Source organism: Nocardia sp. NPDC004260 (genome assembly GCF_053603155.1).
On the sequence record NZ_JBSGEZ010000046.1, the window covers coordinates 47,043 to 64,480 of the forward strand.

A 17,438-nucleotide genomic window follows, 5' to 3' on the forward strand; every position below is an offset into this window, starting at 1 on the left:
GAGGTACGCATGGATGGGTGCTGTCGGACGGAGTCCGTCGTTAGTTTCGCGCATGGCCGCAGCGAAGGCGGAGGTACGCATGGATGGGTGCTGTCGGACGCAGTCCGTCGTTAGTTTCGCGCATGGCCGCAGCGAAGGCGGAGGTACGCATGGATGGGTGCTGTCGGACGCAGTCCGTCGTTAGCTTCGCGCATGGCCGCAGCGAAGGCGGAGGTACGCCCGTGTCGGTAGGCTCGCTGCTGTTGATCATGCGGCGATCGGAGGACGGGTGCGCAAGTCCCTGCTTGTGCTGCCCGCCGGATCGGCGGCGGGGTGCGGCATGCCGGATGTGACGACAGAGTCCGCGAATTCCGGCGTCCGCATGGGCGAAGCGGGCGGTCGACAACAGCGGCCACCGCGCATGGGGCGGCGGCTGATGATCGCGCACCCCGCGAATTCGTCCGCCGCCTACTCGGGGAGCATCGCGAAAGCCGGTGCGACCGTGGCGAAGCAGGACGGAGCGGCGGATCTCGAACCCGACTCGCCTGCCCCGGGCGCGGGCAAGAGGTCGGTGTGGAGTTTCGTCGGCGTCGCGTCCTGTGCGTCGCCGCTGACGATGGAGTACGCGCGTCCGTGGGAGCCGGGTTCCGAACCGGCCCGGACGTTTTCGCCGACGATCGAGGTGGAGCGATGACGAGCATTCCGGAATGCGGCGCCGAAGTCCGGGAGAACGGCGAGATCCGCGGCGTCGCAACGGCATCGGACCTCGAAGGATTCCGGGCCCGGCACGCGGAGCTGGCCGGCGGCTACGGCGCGGGCGATCCGGACGACCCGGCCATGGTGCAGGCGATGCAGATGGTCCTGCACCTGCCCAAGATCGACCCGCCGCCGCGCAGTGCGCTGCTCGCCGCCGCCGCGTCGGCCGCGGTGGCACTGTGCCTGGACGAGCGAGTCGGGCCGGGCGGCGAGTGGGAAGAACGCTATCTGGCGTGGAAGCGCTCCCGGATCCGCAAGGTGGCTCGGCGCGCTCGCGGCGCACAGTGGCAGGCGACTTGCGCCGTCGCGGGCGTCACGGTGGAGATCGACGGCGCGCAGGCGCGGGCGCTGGTCCCGGGGCCGGTGGGGCAGGTCGACCCGCGGATCAAGCGTCTGCAGATCGGCGGCACCGACCTCGCGCACGACGAGCCCGGCCCGCCCGATCCCGAACTGCCGGTGCTGTGGGTGAACGCCGGGCTCGGGATGACGTTGGGCAAGGCGGCCGCGCAGGTGGGTCACGCGAGCATGCTGCTGGCCGGTGCGCTGCCGGTGGAGCACGCGCTGCGCTGGGCGGAACGCGGCTTCCGCTGCGCGGTCCGCGAGGCCGACCCGCGGCGCTGGGCGTCGCTGGCCGAGCAGGTGGCCGAGGGCGCGGCGATCGCCGTGCGCGACGCGGGATACACCGAAGTGGCGCCGGGCTCCATGACGGTGATCGCGGAGCCCGCCCGGTCCTGGTGAACCCTCCGCTACGGCGCGGCGCGCGTGTCGGTCGGCGCGGCCGATCCGGCCGGGACGGCGGCGTTCCAGCACAGATCCGACCGAACGGGTCGGGTTTCCCTCCCTGCGTTGGCAAGTGCCCCCCGGGGTGGGCCAAGATGGAGCGCGTGCCGCAACCGGATCCCGATCTGCTCATCGATTTCACCGACGTGACCGTCCGCCGCTCCGGCCATACCCTCGTCGGCCCGGTCACCTGGCAGGTCGAGCTCGACGAACGCTGGGTGGTCCTCGGCCCCAACGGCGCGGGCAAGACCTCGCTGCTGCGTATGGCCGCCGCCGAACTGCATCCCAGCGCGGGCATCGCCCATCTGCTCGGGGAGCGCATCGGAAAGGTGGACCTCAGCGAGCTGCGCCCGCGCATCGGGCTGTCGTCGGCGGCGGTGGCCAGCCGGGTTCCGACCGACGAGAAGGTCAGCGATCTGGTGGTGTCCGCGGGTTACGCGGTGCTCGGCCGCTGGCGGGAGCGCTACGACGACGTGGACACCGATCGCGCCATCGACATGCTGGAAAGCCTCGGAGCCGAACATCTCTCCGACCGCACCTACGGCACGCTGTCGGAGGGCGAGCGCAAACGCGTGCTCATCGCCCGCGCGCTGATGACCGATCCCGAGCTGCTGCTGCTCGACGAGCCCGCCGCGGGCTTGGACCTGGGCGGCCGCGAGGAACTGGTGGAGCGACTCGGCGATCTCGCCGCCGACCCGGACTCGCCCGCGATCGTGCTGGTCACCCATCACGTCGAGGAGATCCCGCCCGGATTCACCCACGGCCTGCTGCTCAACGAGGGCGAAGTGGTCGCGCAAGGCCTGCTCTCCGACGTGCTCACCGCCGAGAACCTCAGCGACGCCTTCCGCCAGTCGATCGCGCTGGATCGAGTCGACGGCCGCTACTTCGCGCGGCGTTCGCGGCGGGCGGGCAGTCACCGCACCCGCTGACTCGGACGGCGTGCGATCGCGCACCTTGCGTGCGTCAGGCCAACCTCCGTCTTCGCCTCCGGCCGTGCGCGTTGTGCGTACCTCCGCCTCGCTTCAGCCGTGCGCGTTGTGCGTACCTTCGCCTTCGCTCCCGCCGTGCGCGGGCTGCGGACGGACTTCCGACTGCACCTATTAAGGTGCAAGGGTGAGTGAGACAGTAACGCAGGCAGACTCTCAGCAACCCGAACCGCCGCTCAAAGACGCGTCCACCGTGATGCTGGTGCGCGACGGAGCCGACGGGCCCGAGATCTTCCTGCAGCGCAGGGTCGGCGCGATGGCCTTCGCCGCGGGCATGACCGTGTTCCCCGGCGGCGGCGTCGACCCGTCCGACGGAACCGCCGACATCGCCTGGGCCGGTCCCGAACCCGCATGGTGGGCCGAACAATTCGCGACCAGCGAAACCAGGGCGAAGGCGCTGGTCTGCGCTGCCGTCCGGGAGACGTTCGAGGAGTGCGGCGTGCTGCTGGCCGGGCCGACCGCCGACAGCGTCGTCTCCGACACCACCGATTACCACGAGGCCCGCGCGAGGCTCGAGCGCAGGGAACTGTCGCTGGCGTCCTTCCTCGCGGAGGAGAAGCTGGTGCTGCGCGCCGACCTGCTGCGGCCGTGGGCGAACTGGATCACCCCCGTCATCGAGCCGCGCCGTTACGACACCCGGTTCTTCGTCGCGGTCCTGCCGGAGGGACAGCGCGCCGACGGCGCCACCTCCGAGGCGGCGGAGGTGCGGTGGAGCACTCCGGCCGAGGCCCTGGAACGCTGGCGCTCGGGCGTCGACGTGCTGCTGCCGCCGACCTGGTCGCAGTTGGTCGCGCTCGGCGAATTCCGCTCCACCGCGGACATCCTCGCGGTTCAGCGCGCGATCGACCCGATCCTGCCGGTGCTGGCCGATCTGGAAGGCAAACAGATGCTGTCCTTCCCCGGCAACCATCGCTACTTCGCCGACCTGCCCGACGCCGGGCGACTCAGGGGATCAGTGCGCCCGTGAGCAGAGCGGGTGGCCGGAAGGTGCACAGCCGGCGCTGAACAACTGCGGCACCGCAGGAGTGACGACCGCTGCGAGATCATGACGGCGCGGACCCGGTAGCGTGCGTCCCATGGCCGAATTCGTGACCCTGGAGCTGACCGAAGGTGGTGCCGCGCGGCGTGTGGCCGTCCTCCGGATCGCCCGCCCGCCGATGAACCTGCTGAACCTGCAGCTGGCGCGGGAGCTGGCCGAGGCGGCGGACGCCGTCGCGGCGGACCAGGGTGTCGCCGCGGTGGTCGTGTACGGCGACGAACGAGTGTTCTCGGCGGGCGACGACGTGGCCGAACTGCTCGGGCTCGGAAGCGCCCAGGCCGCCGCCATGGCGGCCGACCTGCAGCACGCCCTGGGCTGTCTGGCCAGGATCCCGCAGCCCACCGTCGCGGCGATCAGCGGTTACTGCCTCGGCGGCGGGCTGGAGCTGGCTCTGGGAGCGGACCGCCGCATCATCGGCGACAACGTCAAACTGGGCCTGCCGCAGATCCAGACGGGACTGATCCCGCTCGCGGGCATCCGGCGCCTGTCCCTACTGATCGGGCCGGGCGCGGCCAAGGACCTCGTCTACACCGGTCGTTTCGTCGAACCGGACGAGGCGAAGGCGCTCGGCCTCGTCGACGAAGTCGTCGCGCCGGACGACGTGTACACCGCCGCGATGCGGTGGGCGCGCCAGTTCGGCGACGGTCCCGCCCGCGCGCTGGCCGCCGCGAAAGCCGTTTTCGAAGCCGGTCCGCACGGCCTCGATCGCGCCCGCGGCGAGTGGTCGGCCCTGTTCACGACGGAAGATCGCCTGATAGGAACAGGTTCTTATCTGGCCAACGGTCCAGGGTCGGCCGAATTCCTAGGCCGATAGCAGGCGTCAACTGCGGATTTGGGTAGGCTTGCCGACCATGACGGTACGTCCCGACGACCCCGCGCCGAACCCGCACGCCACCGAGGCAGAGGTCGAAGCAGCGCTCAAGGATACGAAGCTGGCCCAGGTGCTCTACCACGACTGGGAAGCCGAGACCTATGACGACAAATGGTCCATTTCCTATGACGAGCGCTGTATCGAATACGCGCGTGGCCGGTTCGACTTGGCCGTCGGCCCCGCGCCGCTGCCCTACGGCAAGGCGCTCGAACTGGGCTGCGGTACCGGATTCTTCCTGCTGAACCTGATGCAGGCGGGCGTGGCGAAATCGGGCTCGGTCACCGACCTGTCGCCGGGCATGGTGAAGGTGGCGCTGCGCAACGCGCAGAACCTCGGGCTGGACGTGGACGGCCGGGTCGCCGACGCGGAGACCATCCCCTACGACGACGACACCTTCGATCTGGTGGTCGGCCACGCGGTGCTGCACCACATCCCCGACGTCGAGCTGGCGCTCAAGGAGTGCCTGCGCGTGCTGAAGCCGGGCGGCCGCTTCGTGTTCGCCGGTGAGCCGACCACGGTCGGCAACTTCTACGCCCGCTGGCTGGGCCGCATCACGTGGAAGGCCACCACCACGGTGACCAAGCTGCCGATGCTCAGCGACTGGCGGCGTCCGCAGGAGGAACTGGACGAGTCCTCGCGCGCGGCGGCCCTCGAGGCCGTCGTCGACCTGCACACCTTCGATCCGCGCGCCCTGGAATCGATGGCTCGCTCGGCGGGCGCCGTCGAGGTGGCGGCCAAAACCGAGGAGTTCGCCGCGGCCCTGTGGGGCTGGCCCGTGCGCACCTTCGAGGCCGCGGTCCCCGCCGAGAAGCTCACCTGGCGTTACCGGATGGCGATGTATCGTGCCTGGCTGGGACTGAGCTGGGTGGACGAGAACGTCATGCGCCGTGTCGTCCCGCGCCAGTTCTTCTACAACGCCATGATCACCGGCGTGAAGCCCACCTCAGCCGGAAAGTAGTGGCGCGCGATACCTGTCGCGACCGCATCGCTCATCGCGGCAGCACCATCGGTGCTGCCGCGGTGGATGTACACGAGCCCATGTCGCCGCGCCGGTTCGAATGCCGTGACCGGGCTCGGTCTGCCATGATCCGAACCGGCCCGATCGCGATCGCCGGAATCAGGCGGGTCGACTCGATCCCAATGCGGGACCGATAGTGGGCTACCTCTTCACCCGCGACGACGTCGGGTACCTGGGTAGCGCGACCGGTCGGGCCGCGCTGGCCGAGGTGGATCGCCTCGCGCTGACGTCGGTGTCCCTGCTGAAGGATCTCGAGCAGGTGCGCGGCGCCTATGGTGACCGCGCCGCGCCGCTGGTCGAGACGGTCCGGTTGCGTCGCCGCGCCACGGCCAAACTGGCCGACGCGGGGGAGTGGTTGTTCACCGACGACGCCTTGCAGCAGGCGACCCCGACCGCCGTCGCCAGGCACCGGGCCGCGCGCCTGGCCGGGCGGGCGGTGCACGACGTGACCTGCTCGATCGGCGCGGAGCTGGCGGCCCTGGCGCCGCACTGTCCCGCCGTGCTCGGCAGCGATCTGGACGACGTACGGTTGGCGATGGCGTCCGGCAATCTGTCCGGTCATCGAAATGTCTTGCTGGCCAAGGCTGATGCGCTGACGCCGTGCAGCGTCGACACCGTCGTGATCGCCGACCCGGCCCGGCGTGCCGACGGCCGCCGCACCCATGACCCGGCCAAACTGCAACCGCCACTGCCGGATCTGCTCGACGCCTATCGTGGGCGCGATCTCGCCGTGAAGTGCGCTCCCGGTTTGGATTTCGACCGTCTCGGCTGGCCAGGCGAGGTGGAGGTGGTGTCGCTCGACGGCTCCGTGCGCGAGGCGTGCCTCTGGTCGTCGGGACTCACCGAGCCCGGCGTCACCCGTCGTGCCACGGTGCTCTCCTCCAAAGCCGCCGCCTGGACTATCACCGACGCCGAACCCGACGTCATCGACGAGCGCCCGCCGGGGCGGTGGATCATCGACCCGGACGGTGCGGTCGTGCGCGCCGGTCTCGTCCGCCACTACGCCGCGAAACACGGCTTGTGGCAACTCGATCCCCGCATCGCCTATCTCACCGGCGACACCGTGCCCGAGGGAGTACGTGGCTTCCGCGTCCTCGACCGCATGGACTTCCGCGAGAAGGCCCTCCGCGCCGAACTGCGTCGCCTCGACTGCGGCCCCCTCGAAATCCTCGCCCGTGGTGTCGACATCGATCCCGATGCCCTCCGTGCGCGCCTCAAACTCCGTGGCGGTCAACCGCATACGCTGGTGATCACTCGCATAGGCCGTAGCGCGACGGTCTTTCTCTGCGCGACCCCGTGATCACCCGGGCGGGAACCGCGCTTCCGAACCGCGGCCGGACCTCGCGACCGGGCGCTACTCCGGTGTGAACGCGAAGATCTCGCCGATGCGGGTGGCGACGACGACCTCACCCTTCGCGCCGACCGACGTACCGGTGGTCGTACCCTTCGCGCCCGGGAGGACGTCGGAATCGATGGTGGTTCCGGTCCGCGTGTCGAAGGTGACGAGGTTCAGGCCGTCGCCGATCGCCGCGGTGACGTAGCCGGTGTCGCCCGCCGTCTGCGCCGCAGGGCCGCGCAGCGCCAGATCCTTACGTTCCCACACCGTCTCGGCAGTGTCGCCGTTGTCCCGGAGTGCGAGCAGGTAGCCTTCCTCGCCCGACGGGATGATCAGGCCGTCGTCGGACACCGAGATGCCGCCGCGCGGAGTCCAATCAAGCCGGTGCACCCACTTGGTCCGCCCGTCGGCGGTGTCGAGCGCGATCAGGCGGTTGTTGTTGTCGCCGACGTAGACGGTGCCGCCGTCGGCGGACAGGGCCGGACTGGTCGCGCTGCCACCGAGCAACAACTCGGCGCTCCACTCCCGCGCGACCTTCGCGCCGGTGTAGCGCAGCGCGACGAGGGCCGCGGCAGGCCGCCCCGGCTGCCACAACGTCACGTAGAAACGCCCACTGGCGGCGTCGATGGGGGAGATGTTCGCGACCGGGCAGTGCGGCCCACCGGGGGCGCAGTCGTCCAGTCCCTGGCCCGCGTCCGGCCAGCCGAGGCCCGCGTGCGCGAGGAAGTCCGGTTCGCCGAGCAACTGCACGCTCGGAACCGCCCGGTCGCCGGTCTGCCTGGACAGCACGTCGACCTGACCGGACTGGCTGATCGTCAGCAGTTTGCCGTCACCGGTGAACTGCACCGAGACCGGCGTTCCGGCCACGGGCGTCGCCCACCGCGGCTGCCCCAGGTAGTTGAAGGAGATCACCCTGCTGTCGTCGCCGATGTAGACATTGGACATCCAGTCGACCGCCGACGGCGAGGAGATCGCACTCGGGCCGAGGGCGTTGCAGAACCGCTTGCGGCCGGTTGCCATCTGGAAGGAGAAGATCGAGCAGTTCGCCAGACGCGTGGTGACGAACAGCTGGCCGTCGGGCCCCAGCGTGATCGGCTGGGCGATCGGTCCGCCGACCGGCCGCTGCCAGCTCAGTCCGAGCTTCCGCGACCCGGTGACCGGAGCGGTGCCGCTGTTGCGGCCGTCGTGATAGGCGGCGGTCCAGCCCTTGCCGGTGCCGACGGTGATGTCGTCGTAGTCGGTGCCGCAACCGGCCAGCGTCAGCGCGCCGACCGCGGCCAGCACGACCGCGGCGCGTTTCCGGGACGGTCGCCACATGGAAGTAGCCAGTACGCCGCCGCTTCGCACCTGCCGCACTCCTGTCGTCGTTGGCTCGCACCCGCGCCCTGTCCGGCGCAGGAGTCACTGTACGGGAGGCCTTTGCGCGGGTGAACGAGTCCCGGCGTTGTCGTAGCGGGTGCTCGTCGCGATGCCCGCCACGGGCGATAGGCTCTATCCGTCGCCGCCGAGGCGGGCGACGGCCGGTAGGACCACGACAGGAGAACCGTTCGTGACGAGCATGTGGGGCGCACCGTTGCGCTCGCGCTGGCGGGGATCGCGCCGCCGGGATCCGCAGCAGGCGCGTTTTCTGACGCGGGCGTCGCTGCGCTGGGTGCTCGCGAACCGGGCGTACACGCCCTGGTATCTGGTGCGTTACTACCGGCTGTTCAAGTTCCGCCTGGCCAACCCGCACATCGTGCTGCGCGGCATGGTCTTCCTCGGGCGCCGCGTCGAGATCCACGCCACGCCGGAACTGAGCCGCATGGAGATCGGCCGCTGGGTGCACATCGGCGACGGCAACGCGATCCGTTGCCACGAGGGTTCGCTGCGCATCGGCGACAAGGTGGTGTTCGGCAAGGACAACGTGGTCAACACCTACCTCGACATCGAGATCGGGGAATCGACCCTGGTCGCCGACTGGTGCTACATCTGCGACTTCGACCACAAGATGGACGACATCAACGTGCCGATCAAAGACCAGGGCATCGTGAAGAGCCCGGTGCGCATCGGCCCCGACACCTGGATCGCGGCCAAGGTGACCGTGCTGCGCGACACCCGCGTCGGGCGCGGCTGCGTGCTCGGCGCGCACGCCGTGGTCAAGGGCGAGATCCCGGACTTCAGCATCGCCGTCGGCGCGCCGGCCAAGGTGGTCAAGAACCGCAAGGCGGCCTGGGAGGCGGGCGCCGAGCAGCGCGCCGAATACCTTGCCGCGCTGGAGGACATCGCGCGCAAGAAGAACGGTGCCGCGCAGAACGCCTGAGAGTTCGTCGGTGCGGGCGGGTAGGTTCGCGCTATGACTGCCTACGCCGCCCTGTTGCGCGGGATCATGCCGAGCAATCCGAACATGAGCAATGCGAAGTTGCGCGCGGTGTTCGAATCGCTCGGATTCGAGGGCGTCGGTTCGGTGCTGACCAGCGGCAACATCGTGTTCCGCAGCGCGGAGACCGACGTGCCCGCGCTAGAGGAGCGTATTCAGCAGGCGCTGGTCGAGGAATTGGGCATCGGCGGCGGCACGATCATCCGCAGCCACGACGAGCTGCGCGCGTTGCTGGACACCGACCCTTTCCACGGCCTGACCCACGGACGCGGCACGTATCTGATCGCCACGTTCCTCAAGGACGCGGCCGAGCCTCCGGCAACCCTGCCCGAGCGGCCGGACCCGCTCACCCGGGTAGTCGGCTACGACGAGGCGGCCCGTGCCTTCCTCGCGGTCATCGACAACAGTCAGCCGGGCAAGACGCCCGACTTCATGGCCTGGCTGGAGAAGACATACGGCAAGGACATCACCACCCGCACCTGGCTCACCATCGAGCGCGTCGTCAAGAAACTGGCGGCTTAGCGGGCTACTTCGGATCGCGTTCCGGCAGTGGACGTTCCACGATGGACGGGCGGCCCAGCGGGTTGCGCACCCGCCGCTTGGCCGAGTGGTACACCTGAGCGGTCTCGGCGGCCACCACGTCCCAGGCGAAGTCGGCGGTGAGCCGTTCCCGGGCGGCGTAGGCGCGCTGCTGCGCGGCGGCGGGGTCGTCGAGGGTGGCGCGGACCGCCTCGACCAAGCCGTCGACGTCGGCGGGCGCGAACGAGGCGCCGGTGACGCCGTCGATCACGGCCTCGCCCAGGCCGCCCGCCGTCGAGGTGATCAGCGGGGTGCCCGCGGCGGCCGCCTCCAGCGCGACGATGCCGAACGGTTCGTATCGGCTGGGCAGCACGATCGCGTCGGCGCCGTGCAGCCAGCCGAGCAATTCCGCGTGGTCGAGCTGACCTGCGAAGTTCACCGCGCGGGCGACGCGGTGCACCCGGGCGCGCTCGCGCAGCCACTCGAACTGGGTGCCGACGCCCGCGACGGTCAGGGTGGTGCCGGGGTGGGCGCGGCGGATGCGCGGCAGCGCGGCGATCGCGTCCTGCACGCCCTTCTCGTACTCGAGCCTGCCCACGTACAGCAGCCGGGGCGGACCGCTGCGCGGCGCGCGCGGGCGGAAAGTCCACGCGCCCACGTCGATGCCATTGCGGATCACCGTCATCGGGATCCGCTCCGGACCGTAGAGCCGCTCGACTTCGTCCTGCATGGACGACGAGCAGGTGATCAGCGCGTCGGACTCGTTGGCGAGCCACCACTCCACCGAGTGCACCTGCTTGTTGACCTTGCCGGCGACCCAGCCGCTGTGCCGCCCGGCCTCGGTGGCGTGGATGGTCGACACCAGCGGCACGTCGTAGTACTCGGCCAGAGCGATGCCGGGGTGGGCGACCAGCCAGTCGTGCGCGTGCACCACGTCGGGCGTCCAGCCGTCGCCGATGCCCGGCTTGCCGAGCGCGACGCCCGCGCGCACCATGGCGTGCCCCATCGCCAGCGTCCAGGCGAGCATGTCCTCGCCGAAGTCGAACACCGGCGGGTCCTCGGCGACCGCGACCACCAGCACGCCTTCGGCGATGTAGGAGTGCGTGGGATGGGTGGAGGCGTCGGTGCCGGAGGGGCGCCGGGACAGGACGACCACCTCGTGGCCGACCGCGGCGAGTTCGACGGCGAGGTGATGCACGTGCCTACCCAGCCCGCCGACCACGACGGGTGGGTACTCCCACGACACCATCAAAATCTTCATGCAAGTCCTTCTGCGGCCGAGCCCGGGTCCGCCGGAACCGGTCCGTGGTCCGCGGTGGCGGAGTCCGGGCCTGGCGCGGCGGCGGATACTGCCCCGGTGGCGCTGGGTACGGACCCCGTGGAGGTGAGTCGTCGCGCGTCCACGCCGGGGAAGAGTCCGTCAGCTTCCCCCCATCCTGCCGCCAACTGCCGTGCTTTCGCGAGTTGGCCCGCCCCGACGGCCGCGGCGATTTCCCGGACCACGTGGGCGTGGCGGTGCGCGCGGTCGCGCGCGTACCCCGCGGCGGAGTCCTTGCTGACCATGAACGCCCAGTCGCTGGAGACGGTCAGGATCGCTTCGCGCAGCAGCTGATCGGCGACGTGATCGCGGAGTGCGGGTGCGCCGCCCTGCGCGGCGCGCATCTTGTCGACGGTGTCCAGGGTCAGCCGCACGATGTCGTCGTTGAGCTCGACCAGGTCGCGCACCTGTTCGCCCGCCCACACCCGCCAGTCCTTGCCCGAACCCCAGGACGAGTCGGCCAGTGGCACCGGTTCGCCCAGGTAGCCGCGCGCGCGGGCGTCGGCGAGGGTGCCAACGGTGACGCCCGCCTCCGGCAGCGCGCGCAGCACCTGCGCCAGCCACTGCGGGCCCTCGTGCCACCAGTGGCCGAACAGTTCGGTGTCGAACGCGGCGACGACCAGGGCGGGCCTGCCGATCCGCTCGGACTCGGAGATCAACCGCTCGCGCACCGTCCGCACGAAGTCGTCCACATCCCGGACGACGGCCGCGGCGGCGAGTTCCGGATCGTAGGGAGCCTTGTCCGGGCCGGCAACGGTCTTGCCGGTGACCCGCGCGGGTTTGAGGCCTGTGGCGTGGTCATAGTGATGAAAGTCACGGTAGGCGCCGTGGCCGGGATAGCCGGATTTCGGTGACCACACGCGGTAACTCACCTGCAAATCGCGCCCGAATGCGACCACGTCGGAATCCCGGACCGGTCGGCCGAGCGTGGTATCGCCACGCAGCGCGGGGCCGTCGACCATGAAATGCGTCACACCCGCGGCGGCGTAGCCGACCTCCATGCCGGGCGTGTAGCCGCATTCCGGCGCCCAGATGCCGGTCGGTGTGTGGCCCCAGCGGTGTCGTGCGTCGGCCAAGCCCTCGGTGAGCTGGAACTGGCGCAGCCGTGGGTCCAGCAGCGGCTGGAACGGGTGGGCCAGCGGGCCGCCGAGCAGTTCGATGGCCTCCGCGTCGACGAGCGCGCGCCAGACCGGCGCGGCGCCGTGCCGCCAGTACTGCTCGAACTCGGCCAGGGCGGCGGCGGCCAGGCGGTGTTCGTGCCTGCCCAGCGCGACATTGCCCGCCATGGCGGCTTCGTCGGCGCGCAACTGCCAGTTGCCCAGCCAGTGGTGCATGCCCGCCAGGCAGTGCGGGTCGTCCAGCTGGGCCGCGAGCACCGGTGTGATACCGAGGCTGAGCAGATGCGAACGACCTTCGGCCGCAAGGGTTCGCAACACTTCGACGACGGGCAGGTAGGAGGCGGCCCAGGACTGGTAGAGCCATTCCTCGCCGACCGGCCAGCGACCGTGATGTGCCAGCCAGGGCAGGTGGGAGTGCAGGACCAAGGTGAACTGGCCCGGCACGGGACTTGCCGCGTGCCCGCCGGGCACGGTACCGCGATCGGTCAAGGCTTCACCGCGATGGCGATCAGATCCAGGCTCGCGTCGATGTCCGCGGCCAGCAACTCGAAATCGTCCACCGTGACGCTCGCGACGTCCGCGGTGAGTTCCGCGGGCCAGGGTTCCCCGGCCAGCGCGCGTTCGATCTGCGCGTCGATGAACGACCCGCCGTGCTTGGCGTCCAACGCTTTCAGGCCGGGGCCGTGGTGCACGCCGATCATCTCCGACACCTCGAATCCGGCCTCGACCAGCAGTTCGGTCAGCTCGGCCGCGTTGAGTTCCCTCGTGTGGAACGGGTTGAGCGGAGTGTCGCGACCGGGCGAGAAGGTGATCCGGTTGGGGGTGCTGATCAGCAGCTCACCGCCGGGACGAAGCGCGCGCAGGCATTCGCGCAGGAACTGGGCCTGATCCCAAAGGTGCTCGATCACTTGGAAGTTCACCACGACGTCGACCGAGGCGTCCTCCAGCGGCAGCTCGGCGAGGTTGCCGTGCAGCATCTCCACGCGGGGGTAGCGCACACGCACGTGCTCGACGGCGCCGGTGTCGTAATCCACGCCGATCACCTTGGTGGCAACGCCCGCGATCATGTCGGCGCCGTAGCCCTCGCCGGAACCCGCCTCCAGCACGGTCTTTCCGGCGCAGCGGTCCAGCAGACGGGCGTAGGCGATCTCGTGCCTGCGGAACCAGTAGTTCTCCTCGGCGATGCCGGGAACGGTGCGCTCGCCGGTCAGCGGCAGTGGTTCGACGGCGTCGGTGCTCGTCTCGGATGCCACGGTGATGCCGGACGGGTCGTCCACTGCGGCAGGGATCACAGCCTCGCTCATCACTCCGACGTTACTGGCACCGCATCCGCGGGGCATACCCCACCCGGCCGCCCCGGAAGTGCGGCTTCGCTCGCCGGGGCGGGGGCCGCTGAAACGGCGCACTGTAGTGCGTGGTAACCACTGTGAGAGAGAAGCCACTAAGTTACCCACGGGTAACTTAACGTAGGGTAATGTCACGGCCTGAGCCACCCACCCGGGCGTACGGCGCAGTTCGTGCGACCACCACATACGTGTAACCAGAACAGGAGGTCGACGAAGACCGATGCCGAACATCGTCGTACTCATCAAGCAGGTTCCCGACACCTGGTCCGAGCGCAAGCTCACCGATGGTGACTTCACGCTCGATCGCGAGGCCGCCGACGCCGTCCTCGACGAGATCAACGAGCGCGCCGTCGAAGAGGCGCTGCTGATCAAGGAGGCCCAGGGCGGTGAGGTCACCGTGCTGGCCGCCGGTCCGGACCGCGCCACCGAGGCCATCCGCAAGGCGCTGTCCATGGGCGCCGACAAGGCCATCCACATCAACGACCCGGCCATCCACGGCTCCGACGCCGTGCAGACGGCGTGGGTGCTGGCGAGTGCGCTCGGTCAGGTCGAGGGTGTCGAGCTGGTCATCGCGGGCAACGAGGCCACCGACGGCCGCGCGGGCGCGGTGCCGGCGATCATCGCCGAGTACCTGGGCCTGCCGCAGCTGACGCACCTGCGCAAGCTGGTCGTCGACGGCGACAAGATCACCGGTGAGCGCGAGACCGACGAGGGCGTGTTCAAGCTGGAGGCCTCGCTGCCCGCCATCGTCAGCGTCACCGAGAAGATCAACGAGCCGCGTTTCCCGTCCTTCAAGGGCATCATGGCCGCGAAGAAGAAGGAAGTGCAGACCTTCACGCTGGCCGACCTGGGCGTCGACCCGTCGACCGTGGGCGTCGCGAACGCGGGTTCCGCCGTGACCGCCGCCACGCCGAAGCCTCCGCGCACCGCGGGCGAGAAGATCGCCGACGAAGGCGACGGCGGCACCAAGATCGCCCAGTACCTGATCGGCCAGAAGATCATCTGATCTCGGTAGCGCTGCAGACTTCCTAGGAGAGAACACATGGCTGAAGTACTCGTGCTCGTCGAGCACGCCGAGGGTGCGATCAAGAAGGTCAGCACCGAACTGCTCACCGCCGCTCGCGCCCTTGGCGAGCCCGCCGCCGTCGTGCTCGGCACGGCGGGCACCGGCGAGAAGCTGGCCGACGCGCTGGCCGCCGCTGGCGCCGAGAAGATCTACATCGCCGAGTCCGACGATGTGGAGAACTACCTGGTGACCCCGAAGGTCGACGTGCTGGCCGCGCTGACCGAGTCGGTGTCGCCCGCCGCCGTCATCGTCGCCGCCAGCGCCGAGGGCAAGGAGGTGTCGGGTCGCCTGGCCGCCCGCATCGGCTCCGGCCTGCTGGTCGACGTCATCGACGTGAAGTCCGACGGCACCGCCGTGCACTCCATCTTCGGTGGCGCGTTCACCGTCGACGCCAAGGTCACCGGCGATGTGCCGGTGATCTCGGTCCGCCCGGGCGCCGTCGAGGCCTCCGCGCAGGCCGGCGCCGGCGAGAAGGTGACCGTCGAGGTGCCCGCGCAGGAAGAGGGCGTGGTCAAGGTGACCTCGCGCGAGCCGGTCGCCGGCGGTGACCGCCCGGAACTCACCGAGGCGAGCATCGTGGTCTCCGGTGGCCGCGGCGTCGGCTCCGCCGACAACTTCTCGGTGGTCGAGGCCCTGGCCGACTCGCTCGGCGCGGCCGTGGGCGCTTCGCGCGCCGCCGTCGACTCGGGCTACTACCCGGGCCAGTTCCAGGTCGGCCAGACCGGTAAGACGGTCTCCCCGCAGCTGTACATCGCCCTCGGCATCTCCGGCGCGATCCAGCACCGCGCGGGCATGCAGACCTCGAAGACCATCGTCGCCGTCAACAAGGACGAAGAGGCGCCGATCTTCGAGATCGCCGACTACGGCATCGTGGGCGACCTGTTCAACGTCGCGCCGCAGCTGACCGAAGCGGTCAAGACGCACAAGGGCTGACACCCTCGGAGTGATCGAGAAGTGGCCCCGACCGGACGGTCGGGGCCACTTTTTTCGATTTCACATCCGAAGAGCCCGAGCCGACAACGGTTTTGAGCTACTGTTGGCGTGCGTTTCTGCACTGCAGGATGGGGGCAAGGGGGGCGATGAGCGACGTCGTGGACAGCGGCAGTCTTCAGTTGGCGTCCGGCGTGGACGGCGGTCTGCCGATCACCGCGCGGCAGGAACAGTTCAGCATTGCTTTCGTGCGCATGATCGCCGCCGCCGCGGGTTGTTCGATCAAAAGTCACGAGACCGACTATGACGGGGTCGACATCACGATCGTGGCTTCCGCGGATTATGCGAGATACTACTGCCCTGAATTCGAGATGCAGCTCAAGTGCACGACGCAGCAGCACTTGCTCAGACCGCAGGACATGGCGTGGTCGCTGAAGCGAGACCGGTTTCTCAGGCTGGTCAATCCCAAGCGGTTCGTCCCGGCATTGCTCGGCGTGTTGCTCATACCGGACGAGCCGGACGAACTGCTCGACCTTTCCGAAGACGGGCTCAGAACATCCAGCCGCATGTATTGGGAACATGCGGCGAACCTCGGCAAGATCGAGGACGATAAAGCCAGCAAGACGGTCCATCTACCGCGAAGTAACCTCTTCGACGTGGGCGGACTGCGGGGCATCATGCAGTCGATTGGCGAAGGAGGTCAGTGGTGAAAAGTATTCCGCTCGACAGCCTCCGGGAGGTCGCGTCCGCGCTATCGCCCCCAGCCGTGTCCCAGTACCTCGCGACCCATGACTGGCAGCTCGAGGTCCGCGAGCAAGACGTCAAAGAGATTTGGCGACTTCCGGGCGAGGACGGCTTTCTGGGCCGGATCATGCTGCCCTTGGCAACCGACTATGTGGACTTCTCCCGGCGTTTCCGTGACACGCTACAAGCGCTCGCCACCATCTATGACTGGGACCCAGCGCAACTGGTCGAACGAATAGCCGCTGCTCGGGCGGACTTGTTCTTCGTGCGACTCGACCAGGAAATGAGTGACGGCACTATCCCCTTCCGGCAGGCCGAAACAACATTGGAAGCCCTGTCCACGATGATGAAGGCCGCCGCTACCACTGCCGACGATCCGACCCACTCGCATCGGGGTCGCCGATCAGCCACGGTCACCAACTTTCTGGAAGACGACATACGTCTCGGACACACCAAGCGCGGCAGTTTCGTGTTCACCGTGGTCACCCGTCTCGGCGAGATTCCGTCACCGCCGGTGGCGGGGATGCCAGCAGTGCCGTTTCCGCGCAAGGTGATGACAACGCTGGCGACAGGTCTGCAGTCGGCGTGGCAACTGGCACTCGACTGGGACGAGCGCGCGCTCGACCATGCGGGGCAGTTGGGTCTGAGCGGGAGTTTGGTCGAGTCGGTGCTGGACCTGACGCAGCCCGAAGCCTTACGCGCACTCGATCTATCCTTCGACTGGGCAGCCGGCGAGCAGCCACCTGAAGTCGCGACCTCACGGATCCTGATCGACCGCAATGCGATGGCAGGGTTGCCTCGTGTCCGAGAGCGATTGGTTCGCCGTGAGGAGCCGCCACGTCATCTGACCCTGATCGGCTTGGTGCGCACTCTGAATCGGGATGACTTCGGTGACGAGGATCAAGAAGCTACGAGCATTGTGCTGTCGGCCCATGTGGATGGACGTCTGCGAAAGGTGCATGTACCGCTCGTCGGTGACGACTATCAGTGGGCGATCCGCGCACACCAGAGCAAGCAGCCGATCGTGGTGTCCGGTGATCTGGTTTTCGAACGCGGTGCTTGGCGCCTGACCGGAATGATCAGCGTCGACTCGAATTATCTACACAGGGAGAGCTGATGTCGGAGTGCGAGCGGCCGCGCCTCGGCACTGATCGGTTCGAGCGTTGGGGCCGCCAAAGATAAAGAGGCGCCGATCTTCGAGATCGCCGACTACGGCATCGTGGGCGACCTGTTCAACGTCGCGCCGCAGCTGACCGAAGCGGTCAAGACGCACAAG

17 protein-coding genes and 1 pseudogene are annotated in these 17,438 nt (G+C 69.1%); 14 read left to right on the forward strand and 4 right to left on the reverse strand.

Features of this window, described 5'->3' with window-relative positions:
* Positions 1-268 precede the first annotated feature (268 nt).
* The 7 genes from ACWEO7_RS24840 (at position 269) to ACWEO7_RS24870 (ending at position 6,729) form a co-directional block, all read left to right on the forward strand.
* On the forward strand, positions 269-673 hold the full coding sequence (locus ACWEO7_RS24840; RefSeq protein ID WP_452426493.1) for a protease inhibitor I42 family protein: 405 nt from the start codon (positions 269-271) through the stop codon (positions 671-673).
* The gene (locus ACWEO7_RS24845; RefSeq protein ID WP_452426494.1) at positions 670-1,473 is read left to right on the forward strand and encodes an aminoacyl-tRNA hydrolase; all 804 of its coding nucleotides are present in this window, start codon (positions 670-672) and stop codon (positions 1,471-1,473) included. The genes ACWEO7_RS24840 and ACWEO7_RS24845 overlap by 4 nt, the downstream gene beginning before the upstream one ends.
* Before the next feature lie 137 nt (positions 1,474-1,610).
* Positions 1,611-2,444 carry an ABC transporter ATP-binding protein gene (locus ACWEO7_RS24850; protein ID WP_452426496.1) on the forward strand — a complete coding sequence of 278 codons (834 nt, stop codon included), beginning with the start codon at positions 1,611-1,613 and terminating at the stop codon, positions 2,442-2,444.
* Positions 2,445-2,697: 253 nt separating this feature from the next.
* The gene (locus ACWEO7_RS24855; protein WP_452426521.1) at positions 2,698-3,468 is read left to right on the forward strand and encodes an NUDIX hydrolase; all 771 of its coding nucleotides are present in this window, start codon (positions 2,698-2,700) and stop codon (positions 3,466-3,468) included.
* 109 nt (positions 3,469-3,577) lie between these two features.
* The gene (locus tag ACWEO7_RS24860; RefSeq protein WP_452426498.1) at positions 3,578-4,354 is read left to right on the forward strand and encodes an enoyl-CoA hydratase-related protein; all 777 of its coding nucleotides are present in this window, start codon (positions 3,578-3,580) and stop codon (positions 4,352-4,354) included.
* 37 nt (positions 4,355-4,391) lie between these two features.
* On the forward strand, positions 4,392-5,369 hold the full coding sequence (locus ACWEO7_RS24865) for a class I SAM-dependent methyltransferase (RefSeq protein WP_355078768.1): 978 nt from the start codon (positions 4,392-4,394) through the stop codon (positions 5,367-5,369).
* A 196-nt stretch (positions 5,370-5,565) separates the two neighbouring features.
* Positions 5,566-6,729, forward strand: coding sequence for a THUMP-like domain-containing protein (locus ACWEO7_RS24870; RefSeq protein WP_452426500.1), 1,164 nt, complete (start codon positions 5,566-5,568; stop codon positions 6,727-6,729).
* Between the two features lie 54 nt (positions 6,730-6,783).
* Here the strand turns inward: ACWEO7_RS24870 and ACWEO7_RS24875 are convergent, their stop codons facing one another.
* A complete protein-coding gene (locus ACWEO7_RS24875; RefSeq protein ID WP_452426502.1) occupies positions 6,784-8,082 on the reverse strand; it encodes an outer membrane protein assembly factor BamB family protein in 1,299 nt (432 codons plus the stop codon).
* Between the two features lie 232 nt (positions 8,083-8,314).
* Here ACWEO7_RS24875 and ACWEO7_RS24880 point away from each other — a divergent pair, with 232 nt between their 5' ends.
* Entirely contained in the window at positions 8,315-9,064 is a 750-nt protein-coding gene (locus ACWEO7_RS24880; protein WP_355078771.1) for an acyltransferase, read from the forward strand.
* A 33-nt stretch (positions 9,065-9,097) separates the two neighbouring features.
* Positions 9,098-9,643 (forward strand): DUF1697 domain-containing protein, encoded by a 546-nt coding sequence (locus tag ACWEO7_RS24885; protein ID WP_452426504.1) that lies wholly within the window; start codon positions 9,098-9,100, stop codon positions 9,641-9,643.
* A 4-nt stretch (positions 9,644-9,647) separates the two neighbouring features.
* Here ACWEO7_RS24885 and ACWEO7_RS24890 read toward each other — a convergent pair whose 3' ends face one another.
* The 3 genes from ACWEO7_RS24890 to ACWEO7_RS24900 are packed head-to-tail and all read right to left on the reverse strand — an operon-like array spanning position 9,648 to position 13,380.
* Positions 9,648-10,901: a glycosyltransferase family 4 protein gene (locus tag ACWEO7_RS24890; protein WP_452426506.1), complete on the reverse strand. Its 1,254-nt coding sequence runs from the start codon at positions 10,899-10,901 to the stop codon at positions 9,648-9,650.
* Complete coding sequence (locus tag ACWEO7_RS24895) at positions 10,898-12,565, reverse strand: 1,4-alpha-glucan branching protein domain-containing protein (protein WP_452426508.1); 1,668 nt, start codon at positions 12,563-12,565, stop codon at positions 10,898-10,900. The genes ACWEO7_RS24890 and ACWEO7_RS24895 overlap by 4 nt, the downstream gene beginning before the upstream one ends.
* The gene (locus ACWEO7_RS24900) at positions 12,562-13,380 is read right to left on the reverse strand and encodes a methyltransferase domain-containing protein (RefSeq protein WP_452426510.1); all 819 of its coding nucleotides are present in this window, start codon (positions 13,378-13,380) and stop codon (positions 12,562-12,564) included. The genes ACWEO7_RS24895 and ACWEO7_RS24900 overlap by 4 nt, the downstream gene beginning before the upstream one ends.
* A 262-nt stretch (positions 13,381-13,642) precedes the next feature.
* Here ACWEO7_RS24900 and ACWEO7_RS24905 point away from each other — a divergent pair, with 262 nt between their 5' ends.
* The 5 genes and pseudogenes from ACWEO7_RS24905 to ACWEO7_RS24925 all read left to right on the forward strand — a co-directional run.
* The gene (locus tag ACWEO7_RS24905; protein ID WP_355078775.1) at positions 13,643-14,428 is read left to right on the forward strand and encodes an electron transfer flavoprotein subunit beta/FixA family protein; all 786 of its coding nucleotides are present in this window, start codon (positions 13,643-13,645) and stop codon (positions 14,426-14,428) included.
* A gap of 36 nt (positions 14,429-14,464) precedes the next feature.
* Positions 14,465-15,421 carry an electron transfer flavoprotein subunit alpha/FixB family protein gene (locus ACWEO7_RS24910; protein WP_452426512.1) on the forward strand — a complete coding sequence of 319 codons (957 nt, stop codon included), beginning with the start codon at positions 14,465-14,467 and terminating at the stop codon, positions 15,419-15,421.
* A gap of 146 nt (positions 15,422-15,567) precedes the next feature.
* Positions 15,568-16,128 (forward strand): DUF4365 domain-containing protein, encoded by a 561-nt coding sequence (locus ACWEO7_RS24915; protein ID WP_452426514.1) that lies wholly within the window; start codon positions 15,568-15,570, stop codon positions 16,126-16,128.
* The gene (locus tag ACWEO7_RS24920; protein WP_452426516.1) at positions 16,125-17,279 is read left to right on the forward strand and encodes a hypothetical protein; all 1,155 of its coding nucleotides are present in this window, start codon (positions 16,125-16,127) and stop codon (positions 17,277-17,279) included. The genes ACWEO7_RS24915 and ACWEO7_RS24920 overlap by 4 nt, the downstream gene beginning before the upstream one ends.
* A 45-nt stretch (positions 17,280-17,324) precedes the next feature.
* Positions 17,325-17,438, forward strand: a pseudogene (locus ACWEO7_RS24925) (electron transfer flavoprotein subunit alpha/FixB family protein); the annotation flags it as partial.